At 53.4% G+C, this 14,990-nt stretch carries 18 protein-coding genes; 10 read left to right on the forward strand and 8 right to left on the reverse strand.

The window, feature by feature from the left end; genetic code table 11:
- Positions 1-5: 5 nt before the first annotated feature.
- From PHE17_RS17505 to PHE17_RS17525, 5 genes are all read right to left on the reverse strand, one after another.
- Entirely contained in the window at positions 6-371 is a 366-nt protein-coding gene (locus PHE17_RS17505; RefSeq protein ID WP_301017200.1) for a tetratricopeptide repeat protein, read from the reverse strand.
- Positions 372-457: 86 nt separating this feature from the next.
- Positions 458-682, reverse strand: coding sequence for a hypothetical protein (locus tag PHE17_RS17510; RefSeq protein WP_301017201.1), 225 nt, complete (start codon positions 680-682; stop codon positions 458-460).
- A 121-nt stretch (positions 683-803) separates the two neighbouring features.
- Entirely contained in the window at positions 804-1,019 is a 216-nt protein-coding gene (locus tag PHE17_RS17515) for an EscE/YscE/SsaE family type III secretion system needle protein co-chaperone (RefSeq protein WP_301017202.1), read from the reverse strand.
- Complete coding sequence (gene sctD / locus PHE17_RS17520) at positions 1,016-2,362, reverse strand: type III secretion system inner membrane ring subunit SctD (protein ID WP_301017203.1); 1,347 nt, start codon at positions 2,360-2,362, stop codon at positions 1,016-1,018. Before sctD ends, PHE17_RS17515 begins: the two co-directional genes overlap by 4 nt.
- 8 nt (positions 2,363-2,370) lie before the next feature.
- Entirely contained in the window at positions 2,371-3,021 is a 651-nt protein-coding gene (locus PHE17_RS17525) for a hypothetical protein (RefSeq protein ID WP_301017204.1), read from the reverse strand.
- A 265-nt stretch (positions 3,022-3,286) separates the two neighbouring features.
- On the opposite strand from PHE17_RS17525, the gene PHE17_RS17530 reads away from it, so the two are divergent.
- The 9 genes from PHE17_RS17530 to PHE17_RS17570 are packed head-to-tail and all read left to right on the forward strand — an operon-like array spanning position 3,287 to position 11,469.
- Positions 3,287-4,345: a FliM/FliN family flagellar motor switch protein gene (locus PHE17_RS17530; RefSeq protein WP_301017205.1), complete on the forward strand. Its 1,059-nt coding sequence runs from the start codon at positions 3,287-3,289 to the stop codon at positions 4,343-4,345.
- 3 nt (positions 4,346-4,348) lie between these two features.
- The gene (gene sctR, locus PHE17_RS17535; RefSeq protein WP_301017206.1) at positions 4,349-5,002 is read left to right on the forward strand and encodes a type III secretion system export apparatus subunit SctR; all 654 of its coding nucleotides are present in this window, start codon (positions 4,349-4,351) and stop codon (positions 5,000-5,002) included.
- A 2-nt stretch (positions 5,003-5,004) separates the two neighbouring features.
- Positions 5,005-5,277 (forward strand): type III secretion system export apparatus subunit SctS, encoded by a 273-nt coding sequence (gene sctS, locus PHE17_RS17540; RefSeq protein WP_301017207.1) that lies wholly within the window; start codon positions 5,005-5,007, stop codon positions 5,275-5,277.
- The gene (sctT, locus tag PHE17_RS17545) at positions 5,277-6,059 is read left to right on the forward strand and encodes a type III secretion system export apparatus subunit SctT (protein ID WP_301017208.1); all 783 of its coding nucleotides are present in this window, start codon (positions 5,277-5,279) and stop codon (positions 6,057-6,059) included. The genes sctS and sctT overlap by 1 nt, the downstream gene beginning before the upstream one ends.
- Positions 6,056-7,102 carry an EscU/YscU/HrcU family type III secretion system export apparatus switch protein gene (locus PHE17_RS17550; RefSeq protein WP_301017209.1) on the forward strand — a complete coding sequence of 349 codons (1,047 nt, stop codon included), beginning with the start codon at positions 6,056-6,058 and terminating at the stop codon, positions 7,100-7,102. The genes sctT and PHE17_RS17550 overlap by 4 nt, the downstream gene beginning before the upstream one ends.
- A 7-nt stretch (positions 7,103-7,109) precedes the next feature.
- Positions 7,110-7,637 carry an NfeD family protein gene (locus PHE17_RS17555; RefSeq protein ID WP_301017210.1) on the forward strand — a complete coding sequence of 176 codons (528 nt, stop codon included), beginning with the start codon at positions 7,110-7,112 and terminating at the stop codon, positions 7,635-7,637.
- 24 nt (positions 7,638-7,661) lie between these two features.
- Positions 7,662-9,710, forward strand: coding sequence for a flagellar biosynthesis protein FlhA (locus PHE17_RS17560; RefSeq protein WP_301017211.1), 2,049 nt, complete (start codon positions 7,662-7,664; stop codon positions 9,708-9,710).
- Complete coding sequence (sctN, locus tag PHE17_RS17565; protein WP_301017212.1) at positions 9,707-11,047, forward strand: type III secretion system ATPase SctN; 1,341 nt, start codon at positions 9,707-9,709, stop codon at positions 11,045-11,047. Before PHE17_RS17560 ends, sctN begins: the two co-directional genes overlap by 4 nt.
- Positions 11,047-11,469 (forward strand): YscO family type III secretion system apparatus protein, encoded by a 423-nt coding sequence (locus PHE17_RS17570; RefSeq protein ID WP_301017213.1) that lies wholly within the window; start codon positions 11,047-11,049, stop codon positions 11,467-11,469. Before sctN ends, PHE17_RS17570 begins: the two co-directional genes overlap by 1 nt.
- Here PHE17_RS17570 and sctL read toward each other — a convergent pair.
- The 3 genes from sctL to PHE17_RS17585 form a co-directional block, all read right to left on the reverse strand.
- Positions 11,420-12,040: a type III secretion system stator protein SctL gene (gene sctL / locus PHE17_RS17575; RefSeq protein ID WP_301017214.1), complete on the reverse strand. Its 621-nt coding sequence runs from the start codon at positions 12,038-12,040 to the stop codon at positions 11,420-11,422. The genes PHE17_RS17570 and sctL overlap by 50 nt on opposite strands.
- Positions 12,018-12,713 (reverse strand): SctK family type III secretion system sorting platform protein, encoded by a 696-nt coding sequence (locus PHE17_RS17580; protein ID WP_301017215.1) that lies wholly within the window; start codon positions 12,711-12,713, stop codon positions 12,018-12,020. Before PHE17_RS17580 ends, sctL begins: the two co-directional genes overlap by 23 nt.
- A 492-nt stretch (positions 12,714-13,205) precedes the next feature.
- Positions 13,206-13,412 carry a hypothetical protein gene (locus PHE17_RS17585; RefSeq protein ID WP_301017216.1) on the reverse strand — a complete coding sequence of 69 codons (207 nt, stop codon included), beginning with the start codon at positions 13,410-13,412 and terminating at the stop codon, positions 13,206-13,208.
- Positions 13,413-13,503: 91 nt separating this feature from the next.
- Between PHE17_RS17585 and PHE17_RS17590 the strand changes: the two genes are divergently transcribed.
- The coding region (locus tag PHE17_RS17590; RefSeq protein ID WP_301017217.1) for a hypothetical protein at positions 13,504-14,990 on the forward strand (1,487 nt) is incomplete at its 3' end.

Here is a 14,990-nt window from a genome sequence, read left to right on the forward strand (position 1 = left end):
TCTCCTTAAAGGCTCAGGTAAGCAGAAGCAATGACACTTTCGTCTGGGTTGCCGCGCTTGACCACATCTTCAAGTAACTCTCTGGCTTCTGCTTTTTGCCCTTTCTGTGACAGGGCTATCCCCAAAAAGCACTTGGCACTCATGTGGTCAGGCTCGCGCAGCAGCACTTGGTCACGCAAAATATGGATCGCTTGGTCATATTGGCCTGCATAAACCTTAGCGATGGCAACACCCATTTTGATAGGTATCTGTTCAATACCGATTGCTTCGACACCATCCATGATAATCTGTGAGCGCCCAACGTCCCCTTTGAAACAGGCCAGATAACCAACTTCTGACATTAATTGAAGTAACTCGCTACTCGCTTGCATATTTTTATATTCCTTATTAGCTTTTAGCAGTGATGCCAAAAAAGCATCTGGCATCACTGGGGTTCACTCAAACAACAGAACTGCCATTACTGGGCAATTTGGCCTGCTTGACGTTCCATGGTACTCGTCAGTTTTTCTTCAACTGAGGACTGCATTGCCAACTGAGTCATGATGCAATCAAATTCCATTTTCATCTGGTTCATTTGCTGCTGTTGGGCCATTGCTGTTTGCATCATGCTCTGCGTGCTAGCCAGCGCTGAATCAATAGAACTCAGGCTAGTACTTGAAGTACTTACTGCTGTTGTATCCATTTAGTTTCTCCTAAAAATTAATCATCCGTAAAAAAAATTCCCGATGCCTAACATCAAACGCAGGGAATTCACTACTTCCTGTATAAACATTGCGTTCCATGCCCATCTTTCAGACGTCCCATTAATGAGTATTCGCCCAAAACTGCTCAACGACCTCGCAACTCGCTTCCACTGCCTGTAAAAAACTGTTCAACTTGTCGTATTCATCAGGGGAGACCCCTTGGTTCAATTCAAACCGGACTTGTGAAGCTGCCTGGTTAAATTTGTCCAATAGTTCATTTTTGTAAATACCGGACACATCATTTCTCAGATTGCGCTCGATTTGCAGCATCATCATTTCCTCCCCTCCTCAATACCATAATAAAAAGGTATTTCCATTCCGTTATTAATTAATACAACATGATCTGGCGCAATGGATTTAACAAAATAATTATCACCTATCGCCGATCCTTCCATATACTTTTTTCCATCCTTAGATACCATGAATGGTGCCTTTCCCACACTAACACTGCGGATAGCCAACTTAATCCGCGCACGTACATCGGTAACGTCCAGAGCGATGGCAGGCCCCACTCCGTAAGTATCAATGAACTCTTTGCGCAAACTGCCGACCTTTTCGACCTCTTGCTGCGTCAGTTCGCCTTTAACTATAACCTTCTTGCCATCCGTCGTAATTTTGAGCCTGCCGGAAAGTCCGTTTTTCTCGACGAACTGCACAAAAGAAGCCATATAACCGTCCATCGACTGGAGTTTGGCATCATCAATTGCACGCACCCCACCCACATCACTCAAGATAACGGCCTTGACGCGATCCCAGACACCAGACTGACTGACAAACCCTTGTGCCACCAGCTTGCCATCCACCCCTTCGGAACCCATCTTGATGCCCAACTCGCCCAAAGAACGGGCAATCGTTGCGGCACTATCAGCCATTTCTTCCTGTGACCAAATGTGCACATTGGCCTGAATCCCGGCGTCATGTATCTGTTGCATCAGGGTATTCCGCTCCACCGTGGTACGGCTATAGCCCCGTAAACTGACCGAACCATCTGCCTCTTTCTGCAACTTAAAATCCTGCCTCCCTAAACTTTCCAGTAAGGCACTGGCACGCTTTTCAGCAGAATCCACCATCCCAGAACGTTCCAGCAAGCCACTGAGTTGTGGCGCAAAGAAAATGAGGTTGCCCAATAACAACAGGGCTAAACCAATCGCTGCATACGTCCCACTACCCCAAGATTTTTTAGGGGTGGGTTTTTTATCCGGTTCGGCAATAACATCCGCTTTGCCCCCCAAGGATGCGACTTGTCCATCAGCCTGATGTGGGCGGCTAGTTACCGCTGGACTGGACGCGGCAGATACTTTTGCGCCGCCGCCCTGCGCATCCACCACCATGAATTCAACATTCCCCAACCTGACCGTCTGGTAGGGTTGCAAACCTATCCCCTCAGGGGCGACATCAACCTCCTCAACAAAAACAGGGCGGGCAAGCGGCTGCAAAGTGATACCGCTTTGCGTAATCTGTAAACGCACATGTTGGTCAGCAATGGCCTCATCATGCAGGATAATGTCGCTGTTCATGGAGCGTCCTATAACGACACTCCCGATTTTCAACCTGACGGAAGCCCCGGCATTAATACCGCTCAGGACTTTCAAAATAAACGCTGTGTGCTGGACTGGCATAAGTTGGCCTATTTTTTATTTTTGACGACATCAACCATATCGAAACCCGGAAACTTGTCGCCGGTTTTCACATCCCACGAGGAACCCATGTTCCCTACCGGGTCTTCCGAGCTAAAGTTAACCACACCATTTTTATCCTTCCATCGGTACACCTGCCGCTTCTCCAGACTCTGGGTATCCATCACCTGCGCCATGTCCAGCACCGAGCTAACAAAACGCTCAGGCCCCGTAAAGTAAATGATGTTGTCCACCTCGGAAATTTCCCATTGGAAACGGTCTTCCAGCACGCCCAAACGCTTCATGGAATTGGTGAACTCTGCCGGGGAGGTTTTTTTGAGGCTGACAGATGCGGTTTGCACCTCGTCCTCTTTGTAGACATACAAGGCTTCTTTGTCGTAATACCAGATCAACCCGTAGGTTTTGACCAGTTCCTGAAAAATGTCCACAGGCTTCCTGAGTTTGAAATGCAGGCTGACAACATCCTTGACCTTAGGGCTGACCACGATCGGAATATCTTGGGAGGCTGCAAATGTTTTCAGCAAATCAGTCAATGGCTCCTGATCAGAAAAGTGTGAATAGCTATCCTCTTTCCACGAAATTGGTGAAGCGACAGCAACCCCACTGAAAAACAGCAATAAAAAAACAATCCAACCCGACACCAAACATTTCTTACCCATATCAAATAATCACGGCAGCATATAGACACGCTCAATATTAGCCATCCCGCCCCACACGTCTACCGCCCCCAGATCAACGCACCAGAAACGCTACCCAATGGAAGCCAGCGATACCCAAAACCAAGTTATCCGCTGATCCCCCCCACTTATCCAATAACACAAGCTCCTAGCCCCACAAGCCCTTATAGTGCTACTTGGATAGCTAACGTCATGAACATCAAGGCCGATATTGGGAACAATAATAAGAATGGATACCCCGAAAACTCACCTCAAACCCCTACGGCTCCCCAAGCTGGCTGTGCACGCGGTGCGTCTGAATAACCTGCTGCTAAACAAAACTGTAGGCTATGGATTCCAAGTCGATGAAGGCAAAGTTTTCCGTTTCCGCATGACGCCGGGTGACATCAGCACCCAAAGCATCTGCCCCATCAGCCTAACACTGGAACTGGGTAACACAACGGCTGGGCTATGGCTTACCAGTTGGCCCTTGCAAGAGCGCATCAACCAATTTGTCCCCGACAATATGCTGCCAAAACTACCGGAAAACCTTTCGATCAGCGTCGTGGAAAATGCACTCGGATTATTGTTACGTGAAGCCGAACAAGGGCTTGGGCTGAAACTTGGCATCCAATCCATGTCTGCCGGATTACAAAGCCCGCTGTATTCCATGCCCTTTGGTTTTGAAATGCAGATTATGTCCACGGTGGATAATTCCGTGCTATATCAAGGCACTGGCCTGCTATTGCTTGACCCGCAACTGTACCCGCACGTACAAGAACGCTTGCGCTTCTGGCCTTCTGACTCCAATCCCGATTGGGAAGAACACCACACCCCGCTACGCCTAGAAATCAGCCGCAGCGTACTGACCATGCAGGAAGTCAACCAGCTACAAGCCTCCGACCTGATCCTGTTGGAAGACACCCGTTTCCACCAGCACGGCATGGTCAAACTGTGCATTGACTCAGGTTACTACTGCGAAGCCAGCTTTACCTCCCGCGAAAAAACCGCTTTAACCATCAACAGCGAGTGGAGACCCATGAGCGATAATGAACAAAAACAAAACATTGAACACATCAGCCAAGTACCTGTGCAACTCTCTTTCGACCTCGGGCAAAAAACCTTGTCATTCAATGAAGTCAGGCAGTTACGTCCCGGTTATATACTGGAACTGGGCATGACCCTGCCTGAAATTGTGCAGATACGTTCACAAAACCGCCTGATTGGTTCGGGGGAACTGATTGAAATCAACGGACGGGTCGGCATCCGCATCCTCAACTTGTTCAGTAAGAAAGCCAAAGGCAACTGAGGCATGGAAAGCTTACCCAATCCAGTCATTTTGGTAACAGCCCTGACCTTATTGGGGCTAGCCCCGTTCATTGCCATCATGATCAGTTCCTTTGTCAAGCTGGTGATTGTCATGCACCTAATCCGCAGTGCGCTTGGCTTGCAGCAGGAACCGCCGAACATCGCCATCAGCGGCATTGCCATCATCCTGTCGATTTACATCATGGCTCCCGTGGCGATGGAAACCTATGAAATTTTCAACACCCACAACATCAACATTGAGGACATCCGCAACCCCCAACTACTGGACGCGCTGGACGCCAGCAGCAACCCCTTACGCGATTTTCTTACTAAGCATTCCAGTGAAAGCGAACGGCAGTTTTTCGTCCAGACCACCCAAAAAATCTGGCCTGCCAAATACGCCCAATCCATTACGCCCAGCCATTTGCTGGTCTTAACCCCAGCGTTTATGGTCAGTGAATTAACCAATGCGTTTCAGGTCGGTTTCTTGCTGTTCCTACCCTTTGTGATCATTGACCTGATCGTATCCAATGTGCTGATTTCAATGGGCATGATCATGGTGTCGCCAATGGTTATTTCCTTGCCATTCAAGCTGTTACTGTTCGTGCTGGTGGATGGTTGGTCGCGCCTAATCCACGGTTTGATCTTGAGTTATTAGCCATGAATGAGACAGAGATCGTCCACTACACCGCGCAAGCCATGCAACTAGTCTTGTACCTGTCCATGCCAGCCATTCTTGCCGCAACCATCGTGGGGCTGATCATTGGCTTGTTGCAGGCATTAACCTCGATTCAGGAACAAACCTTACCGCACGGCTTCAAGCTGATTGCCATTATGTTCGCCATTGCCGCCACCGTGCGCTGGATGGGGCCGGAACTATTCACTTTCACCCAAAACGCCTTTGATCAGATCCCCCTGATCCGTCACCACTGATGGAACCCAGCGTCATCCAGTCTTGGTTAATGGCATGGGCATTCACCGCCCCCCGGATACTGGTGGCATTCGCGGTGCTGCCGATCCTCACTGATCCGGTCGTCCCGACCACGTTGCGTAACGGCATCCTGCTGATCCTGTCTTTGTATGTGTTGCCGCTGACCCACGAACAATTCCTTAACATTGACCTCAGCAGCCTGAACATGCTGGCAATCGTGGTGAAAGAAGGCGTGCTGGGGTTGCTATTGGGCTATGTTTTGAGCGTACCGTTTTGGGCAATCAAGGCCACGGGGTTCATGATCGACATGCAGCGCGGGGTCATGAGTGCGCTATTTTTCTCGCATACCACCGGCAATATGGTTTCCCCGCTGGGCAATCTGTTCAGTTTATTGCTGACCACCCTGCTATTGGTCACGGGCGGGTTTATGACGCTGCTGCAAACCCTGTTCCTCAGTTACCAGAGTTGGCCTCTTGACCAATTCGCGTTCAGCATGAGCCTTGAAGTTGCCGATTTCTTCCTAAAACAACTGGATTTGCTGCTGTATACCACCTTGCTGCTGGCAGGGCCGTTCATTGGCATCATGTTTCTGGTTGACCTTGGCTCTGGGCTGGTGGGGCGTTACCTGCCGCAACTGAACATTTTTCTGATCGCCATGCCGATCAAAAGCGGTGTGAGCTTTTTCATGCTGGCTCTTTATACGCTGTTCATCGCCGATTACATGAAAAACAGCTTCCTCAAAATCGGGGATGCCTTACCCACGCTGGAAGCCTTGCTACGATGAGCGGGGAAAGTAGCCAAGAAAAATCAGAGAAAGCCTCGCCACGCAAATTAGACAAAGCACGCGAGAAAGGGCAAGTTGCCCGCAGCACCGACATCCCATCCACCTTTGTGCTGGTGGTTGCGGTGCTGTACATCTGGGCTTCGTGGGATTGGACAGTAGAACAACTGAAAGAAATGTTCCTGATTGTGCCACAGCTTTACACGCTGGAGTTCCATCAAGCGCTTCTGGTTGGCATTGATTCGATCTTGCAACGGGGGCTGTTTGCCATAGCCATCCCCTTTTCCGTCGCCATGCTTATTGCGGGGATTTTAGGCAATATCGTGCAGTTCGGTTTTTTGTTTTCAGCCGAGTCGATCATCCCCAACCCGGACAAAATCAGCTTTTCCCACGGCTTCAAACGGATATTTTCCACCAAACAGTTCGTTACCACCCTGATTTCACTACTTAAAACTGCCATTGTCGGCGGCGTCCTGCTGATGGTGTTACGCACTGGCCTGAAAGAATTGCTGCACGCGGTTGAACAGTGCGATGTCGTCTGCCAACAACACGTCATCGAACACCTGACCCGCCAGTTGATCCTGTTCATCTTGCCGATACTGGTGCTGCTGGCGGTACTTGACTACCTGTTCCAACGCTCGCAATTCCTCAAAGACCAGCGCATGACCAAGCAGGAAGTCAAACACGAACTCAAAGATTCTTATGGCGACCCCCACGTCCGGGAAGCCCGCCACGGGATACGCAGGGAGTTGGCAGAACAGGACATTCAGCAGCGTATCCGTACAGCCCGTCTCATTATCCTCGACATGGGCATGGCCATTGCGTTGCAATACGAACCGGGTGTTACGCCACTGCCGTTAATTGTTGCCATTGGCAAAGGCATGATGGCACGCAAGATGGTGGAGATTGCCATGCGGCAAAACGTCCCGCTTGCCAGTAACCCGACCCTTGCGCAGGACTTGGCGGATCAGGGAAAAATCGACCAATACATACCTGAGAGCACCATCTCACGGGTTGCCCAAGCCATGCGCCAGACTGCTATATGAGGGTATTATGGAACAAGAAAAGCAAGAGATAACCTTTGCCCAACGTTTGCGAGACGGCTGGCAAAATGTAAAGCAAACCAACCTGCGGGCGCAGGCGCACTACGTGGTTTTCCGTACCGCCCAGCACATCAAGCAACAAAACAGCCTATGGCTTTATTACCAGCAGCGCTTCGTTTCCGATTGGCTGAAATGGCTGGGTATTGGTGCAGGACTGACCGGATTACTCATGTTACTTAACCCCGATGGCATCTGGCGCTGGCAATTGCTATGGATCGTCTTGGGCGTATTATCCGCGCCATTGCTGACCGACCTTGTGCTGACACTGCAAACCCTGCTTACGGAATACCCCGGCAAACATTTCATCGGGCAAGTCATCACGCTCGAACAGGGCATTACCGACGGCAAAGGCAGCACCCGTCTGGATAACCAGCTCTGGCAACTGGCAGGCTCAGATTGCCCACCCCAAACCCAAGTCAGGATCATTGCCATCAATGACCGAACCCTGTATGTCACGCCACTCAATCAGGTGGCCTAACCCCCCAGCAGGAGCCTTTTCCCCATGCAGTCCGGTCAAACCCAAGCCTTCCTGAAATCATTGACACGCCGCAGCGACGTAGCTTTGGCCTTGCTGTTGGTGTCGATCATCGCCATGATGATCCTGCCAATGCCTACCCTGCTGCTCGACTTGCTGATCGGTTTTAACATGGGCATCGCCATCCTGTTACTGATGGTTGGCATTTATATCCCCACGCCTCTGGCGTTTGCCTCGTTCCCATCTGTGCTGTTACTTACCACACTGTTCCGCCTCTCCTTGGGCATTGCCTCCACCCGCTTGATTTTGCTGGAAGCGGATGCCGGTAAAATCATCCAAACATTCGGTGAATTTGTCGTCGGCGGCAATCTGATTGTCGGCTTAGTGGTATTCCTGATCATCACCATTGTGCAATTCGTGGTCATCACCAAAGGTTCAGAACGCATTGCGGAAGTCAGCGCCCGTTTTTCATTGGACGCCATGCCCGGCAAACAAATGAGTATCGACAGCGATATGCGGGCAGGCGTCATCACCTTGGCAGACGCCCGCCACCGGCGTGAAAATCTGGCGTTGGAAAGCCAGTTGTTCGGCTCAATGGATGGCGCAATGAAATTCGTCAAAGGCGATGCCATTGCCGGACTGATCATTATTATGGTCAATATCATCGGCGGCTTGGCGATTGGCACATTACAAAATGGCATGGGCATCGGCGACGCCCTCCAGCTTTATTCCATCCTCACCATTGGTGATGGCTTGGTGACACAAATACCCGCCTTATTCATTTCCATCACCTCTGGGATTATTGTCACCCGCATCACGGTTGATGAAGACAGCAACCTCGGCTCCGACATCGGCAAACAATTACTCGCACAACCCAGTGCGCTGCTGGCAGCCTCCGGCATTGTTGCGGCGATGGGCGCAATACCCGGTTTCCCCACCACCGTTTTCCTGTTTTTAGGCATCTTGCTAGGCATTACCGGGTTTGCCTTACGCAAAGTGCAAAACCGCATGGAATTTGCCGCCGCCGAAGTGACCACCGTTATCGGGCAAGAAGCCTATGGCAAATCCGCCCAACTTGCTGGTACGGAAGCCACACTGGCAACCGAAGAAATGCGCCCGCTGTCGCCAGTTTTGGTTGAGTTACCCACCCAAGCCAAAGCCCTGATTGCCCCGGAAGCCCTGAATCAGGAATTCGTGCAATTGCGCCGGGAATTCTATCTGGATTTGGGCGTCCCCATCCCCGGCATCAGCCTACGCCTTTCCACCCCGCTGGAAGCTGATGCTTACCGCATTTCCATCCGTGGCGTGCCGGTTGCGCAGGGCAAACTTACCCCCAAACAAAATGCTGCCATGCCGCCGGAAATGCCCGCACCCAGCCCAAGCCCCGGCAATGCGGAACTGGTTCCCGGCACACACCCGAACACTCCCGATAATATCCAAACCATCCGATACCATTTGGCCTACCTGTTACGTCGCCATGCTGCTGAATTCATTGGCATACAAGAAGTACACACCCTCTACGGCAAGCTCGAACAAGCAGGCTATTTGGAACTGGTGCGGGAAGCGCAACGCGCCGTCAACACCACCAAAGCGGTTGATGTACTGCGGCGGCTGTTGAGCGAAGGCATTTCCATCCGCGACCTGCGCCAAGTGCTGGAAACGTTGGTCGAGTACGGCGAAATCGAAAAAGACAGCGGAATGCTCGCTGAACGGGTACGCATCAGCCTGAAACGCCAGATTTCTTACGCTTTCACCAATGGCACGGGCGTACTGCCGGTCTATATGTTTGCGCCTGAAACGGAAAAACTGCTGCAAAATAACCTGCGCCAAACACCAGCGGGGGTATTTTTCGCCCTATCTCCCGATATAACCCAACAATTTGCCAACATCTTGCGCGAATTGGAGGCTAACCATAGCGGGGATAGCGTGCGCCCAGTCATCCTCACGAGCTTGGAACTGCGGCGGCATGTACGGCGGCATATCGAAATCGGTTTCAGCGGGCTGCCAGTGCTTTCCATTCCCGAACTGACGCCCAATATTTCACTGAACCCTGTCGGTGAGATTCGCCTGACATGAACTACCAAACCTTTAACTTCCGCCAACTGACCACCCACCTGCGCACCGCGCTGGACGCTTGCCAACCGCTGGTGCTCCACGGGCGTATCGTGCAAGTTACCGGAACCGTGGTGCGGGCGATTGTCCCGCGTGTCAAACTGGGGGAATTGTGCTTGCTCAGGAATCCCGGTGATTTGCGTGAAATTCCCGCCGAAGTGATCGGTTTTGAACAAAATATTGCCCTGCTGGCTCCGATTGGTGACATGCAAGGTGTTTCCGCCCACACCCAAGTCATTACCACTGGCAAGATATTGGAAGTCCCCGTTGGTGAAGCCCTGCGGGGTTGTGTGTTGGATGGCATCGGGCGCATCCAAGAAAACGGCAATGCCGTCCACCCAGTATTGACCGAACGTTACCCCATCTACGCCAACCCGCCCGACCCTTTGTCACGCCAACGGGTTAGCCGCCCCTTATCGCTGGGCATCCGTTCCTTGGATGGTTTGATTACCTGCGGGATCGGGCAACGCATTGGTATTTTCGCCGGTGCGGGGGTTGGCAAAAGCTCGCTGCTGAGCATGTTGATTACCCACGCCGATGTCGATGTGTACGTCATCGCCTTGATCGGCGAGCGTGGGCGCGAAGTGCGCGAATTCATTGAGGAAGCACTGGGCAAGGAAGGCATGGCAAAAACCATCATGGTGGTTGCCACCTCCGACCGGCCTGCGATTGAACGCCTGAAAGCCGCCTACGTTGCCACTGCTGTTGCCGAATACTTCCGCGACAGGGGGCAAAGTGTACTGCTGTTGATGGACTCGCTCACCCGTTTCGCCCGCGCCCAACGTGAAATCGGGCTAGCGGCTGGGGAAGCGCCTGCACGCCGAGGTTTCCCGCCATCCGTGTTTTCCGAATTGCCCAAACTGGTGGAACGCGCGGGCAACTCAGCGGTCGGTTCGATCACCGCCTTTTACACCGTGCTGGTGGAAGGTGATGACATGAGTGACCCAATTGCGGATGAAGTGCGTTCCCTGCTGGATGGGCACATCATGCTTTCGCGGGATTTAGCCGCCGCCAACCACTACCCTGCCGTCGATGTACTCGCCAGCCTGAGCCGGATCATGCCGCAACTGGTATCCCCCGAACACCGCGCTGCCGCATCCCACATCCGTAACCTGCTCGCCAAATACAAGGAAATTGAGTTTTTGCTGCGGGTTGGGGAATACAAACACGGTTCCGACCCGCTGGCAGATGAAGCTATCCGTAAGATGGGTGCTATTCAAGCATTCCTGAAACAGCCGCCGCATGAACATTCCCATTTCAATACGACAGCGATGCAATTGCTGCAACTGGCAGGCCAGTGATGGATTTGGAAAAGCTGAAAAAGCTACGTAAACGCCGCATGGAGCAATGCTTTATTGAATTGCAAACCCAACGGCAGATACTGGCTGACTGGCAAATCAACGTGCGACAAAAGGAACAACAACTGGCTGACTTCCAGCTCTGGCGGCTAACGCATCAGGATGCCCTGTTTGCCAGCCTGCAAAACCAGCCCTTTAACCCCGCGATGCTGATGCACTATCACGCCGAACTGGAAGAGTTTCGCAAACAAGAAGAAGCGTTACGGGGAGAACTGAATGCCATATACCAATCCCTACAGGCTGCCAACGCACAAGTCGAGGTAGCCCGCCAGCATTCTAGCCAAGCTAATATCAAGCTGGAAAAACTTAAAGAAATCATCCAGCTTCACGACGGAAAAAAGCCATCCGAAGAGCTTGCTCAATAACCTGAAGCTGCTGCTCCAACCCGGCATTGACGATGCCAATATCCGATTCCAAAATACAATCATCAGGCTGCAACTGGGCATCACCCACCACTTCCAAGCTACTGAAACGGTGCGGAATCGCATCCAATTGTGCCGCCACTGCTGCTTGTTGGTGTGGATGCACCCTTACCAATAATTTGTGGCTACCGCGTACCAGCTCCAAACCGCCCGACACGGCTTCCCGCACGCGCTCATCCAAATCCAGATTACGCACTACCTTACGCACCGCCGTAGTAACAAGTTCGACCAACTCATCTTCCAATTTGGCAAGCGTGTCGTTAACCCGCCCTGCGAATAACACCATCTGTTCTGCCGCCTGTTGGCTGGCACGGCCTTTACCCTCCTCCAAACCCCGCTGGATGGATTTTGCCAGCGCCACGGCTGCCACTTTTTCGCGTTGCCGGTAGCGCTGTTCAAGCTGTTGCAAAAGCTGCTCATAGGTCATCATTTGCTCATAATCAGCCGCCTTCAAGATTTGTTGCCCTGAATGCAGTTGCGCCCCCAACGGTTTAATTGAAAAGAATTTTTCCATCACGTCCCACACCTATTTTTATTTCAATGGCAACTTTCTGTACCAACACCGCGCATTCACCCGACGCCCGATCCCACGCCCCCCCGAATCTGGCGTGGCGTTTCCATTGCACGTACCAGTCACGTTCCAACTTAAACATTAAGCGCTTCCAAAAAGCATCCGGGAAACGGTTAAATGCCGCCCGCAAACACAGCAACCCCGCCAAGGCCATGCGGTTCCTCAACCCCATTTTGCCCGGAAAAGCAGGGGGCTTACCGACCTTGTGGGTTAAGACGGGCGCACGTTGTTGCATGAATGCGTATAAATCTTCGCCGACAATGTGCCGTAAGCGGGTAATGTCCTCCCGCGTAATGACCAACCGCGCCAAATCAGCGTACAACACCGCCCCCAGATACTCGACCAACTGCTTAATATCCTCGCCGCCCCACAGCGCAATTTGTGACAGCGGGCTACGGAAGTCAAAAAACACACTTTCAGCAACCCCCAAACGGGTCAACATATAGTGGGGCACACGGCTGTTGGTGGAATGCACACCTACCAAACGCTGGAGGACTTCGCCTTCCGGCATCGCCTTCAACCAGCTCTCATGCACATACAAGTCAGGCCGGAAATTGAACTTCCAGACCGCTTGGGTCAACGCATCATCAATATCAATATTTTTTGGAAGTTGCATGAAAGGCGCACACCTGATTAATCATGTAAAACATTATCCATTGCAGACGCACCCCATCTCACACGCTTCCAGACAAATGGAGCAGTAAAACGCTACAAACCGTTCGTAAGACACTTTTGCGCATTTATCCCTGCCACATAAACACGCTCAAAAAACCTGACTCATACTCCAAAACACATGGAGATGAGCCACAAACCCCATCGTGTGCTCACAGAAAAGCATTTATCCGCTGATGGCGCTCATGGCCCAGGTTTCGGAAAGGAACTCTGAAGCCACCACTCGGCACAGCCCGCCTGTGCAAACCATCAGCAGGTAAAAAACAGGTTGGAATGACTTCAACCGACTCATGGTTCAAAAGCAAAGGAGCAAAGAATGCTTAACTTGAATACGCAAAATACTACGTCTACCAATAGCTGCAACAACAGCTACGGCAACACTTCATCAACTTCCGGCACGGGTTCCACTTCCAGCATGGGAGGGCTGGGTGGCCTGTTAGGTATGTGTGGTGGTGACAGCCAGTCCACGCTGATGATGGCACTGCTCAACATGATCATCCAATTGCTGCAACAAGTGCAGAATAACCAAGGCAACCAAGGAGGTCAGAATAATAACTGTGGTTCCAACGGCGGCACTGGCGGCTCCAACGGTACTGGCGGTTCTAATGGCAGCAACGGAACTGGCGGCTCCTGCGGAACTCATGGCTCACACGGTTCCCACGGCTCTCATGGTTCCCACGGTAATGTAGGCCCTCAAGGCGCTACCGGCGCTCAAGGCGCTACCGGCGCGACTGGTGCTCAAGGCGCAACTGGCGCGACTGGTGCTCAAGGGGCACAGGGTGCTACAGGCTGCACTGGCGCTCAAGGGGCACAAGGTGCAACTGGCGCGACTGGTGCTCAAGGGGCACAAGGTGCAACTGGCGCGACTGGTGCTCAAGGCGCGACTGGTGCAACTGGCGCTACCGGCGCTCAAGGCGCAACTGGTGCTCAAGGCGCTACTGGTGCAACTGGTGCAACTGGTGCAACTGGTGCAACTGGTGCAACTGGTGCTCAAGGCGCTACAGGCGCTCAAGGTGCAACTGGCGCTACAGGCTGCACTGGCGCGACTGGTGCTCAAGGTGCTACCGGCGCTCAAGGCGCTACTGGTGCAACTGGCGCTCAAGGCGCTACTGGTGCTCAAGGCGCTACCGGCGCTCAAGGCGCAACTGGTGCTCAAGGCGCTACCGGCGCTACCGGCGCTACCGGCGCTCAAGGCGCTACCGGCGCTCAAGGCGCTACCGGCGCTCAAGGCGCTACCGGCGCTCAAGGCGCTACTGGTGCAACTGGTGCTCAAGGCGCTACCGGCGCTCAAGGCGCAACTGGTGCTCAAGGCGCTACCGGCGCTCAAGGCGCTACCGGCGCTCAAGGCGCTACCGGCGCTACCGGCGCTACCGGCGCTACCGGCGCTCAAGGCGCTACCGGCGCTCAAGGCGCTACCGGCGCTACCGGCGCTACCGGCGCTCAAGGCGCTACCGGCGCTACCGGCGCTCAAGGCGCTACCGGCGCTACCGGCGCTACCGGCGCTACCGGCGCTCAAGGCGCAACTGGCGCAACTGGCGCTACAGGCTGCACTGGCGCAACTGGTGCTCAAGGCGCTACCGGCGCTCAAGGCGCGACTGGTGCAACTGGTGCAACTGGTGCAACTGGTGCTCAAGGTGCTACCGGCGCTCAAGGCACAACTGGTGCAACTGGTGCTCAAGGCGCTACCGGCGCTCAAGGTGCAACTGGCGCTACAGGCTGCACTGGCGCGACTGGTGCTCAAGGTGCTACCGGCGCTCAAGGCGCAACTGGTGCTCAAGGCGCTACCGGCGCTCAAGGCGCGACTGGTGCTCAAGGCGCTACCGGCGCTCAAGGTGCAACTGGCGCTACCGGCGCGACTGGCGCTCAAGGCGCGACTGGTGCTACCGGCGCTCAAGGCGCGACTGGTGCTACCGGCGCAACTGGTGCAACTGGTGCAACTGGTGCTCAAGGCGCAACTGGCGCTACCGGCGCTACCGGCGCTCAAGGCGCAACTGGCGCAACTGGCGCAACTGGCGCTACCGGCGCTCAAGGCGCTACCGGCGCTCAAGGCGCGACTGGTGCTACCGGCGCTCAAGGCGCTACCGGCGCTCAAGGCGCAACTGGTGCTCAAGGCGCTACCGGCGCTCAAGGCGCAACTGGTGCTCAAGGCGCTACCGGCGCTACAGGCGCAACTGGCGCTCAAGGCGCTACCGGCGCTCAAGGCGCTACTGGCGCTACAGGC

Source organism: Thiothrix sp. (assembly GCF_028714775.1).
In the GTDB taxonomy this organism is placed as follows: Bacteria; Pseudomonadota; Gammaproteobacteria; order Thiotrichales; family Thiotrichaceae; genus Thiothrix.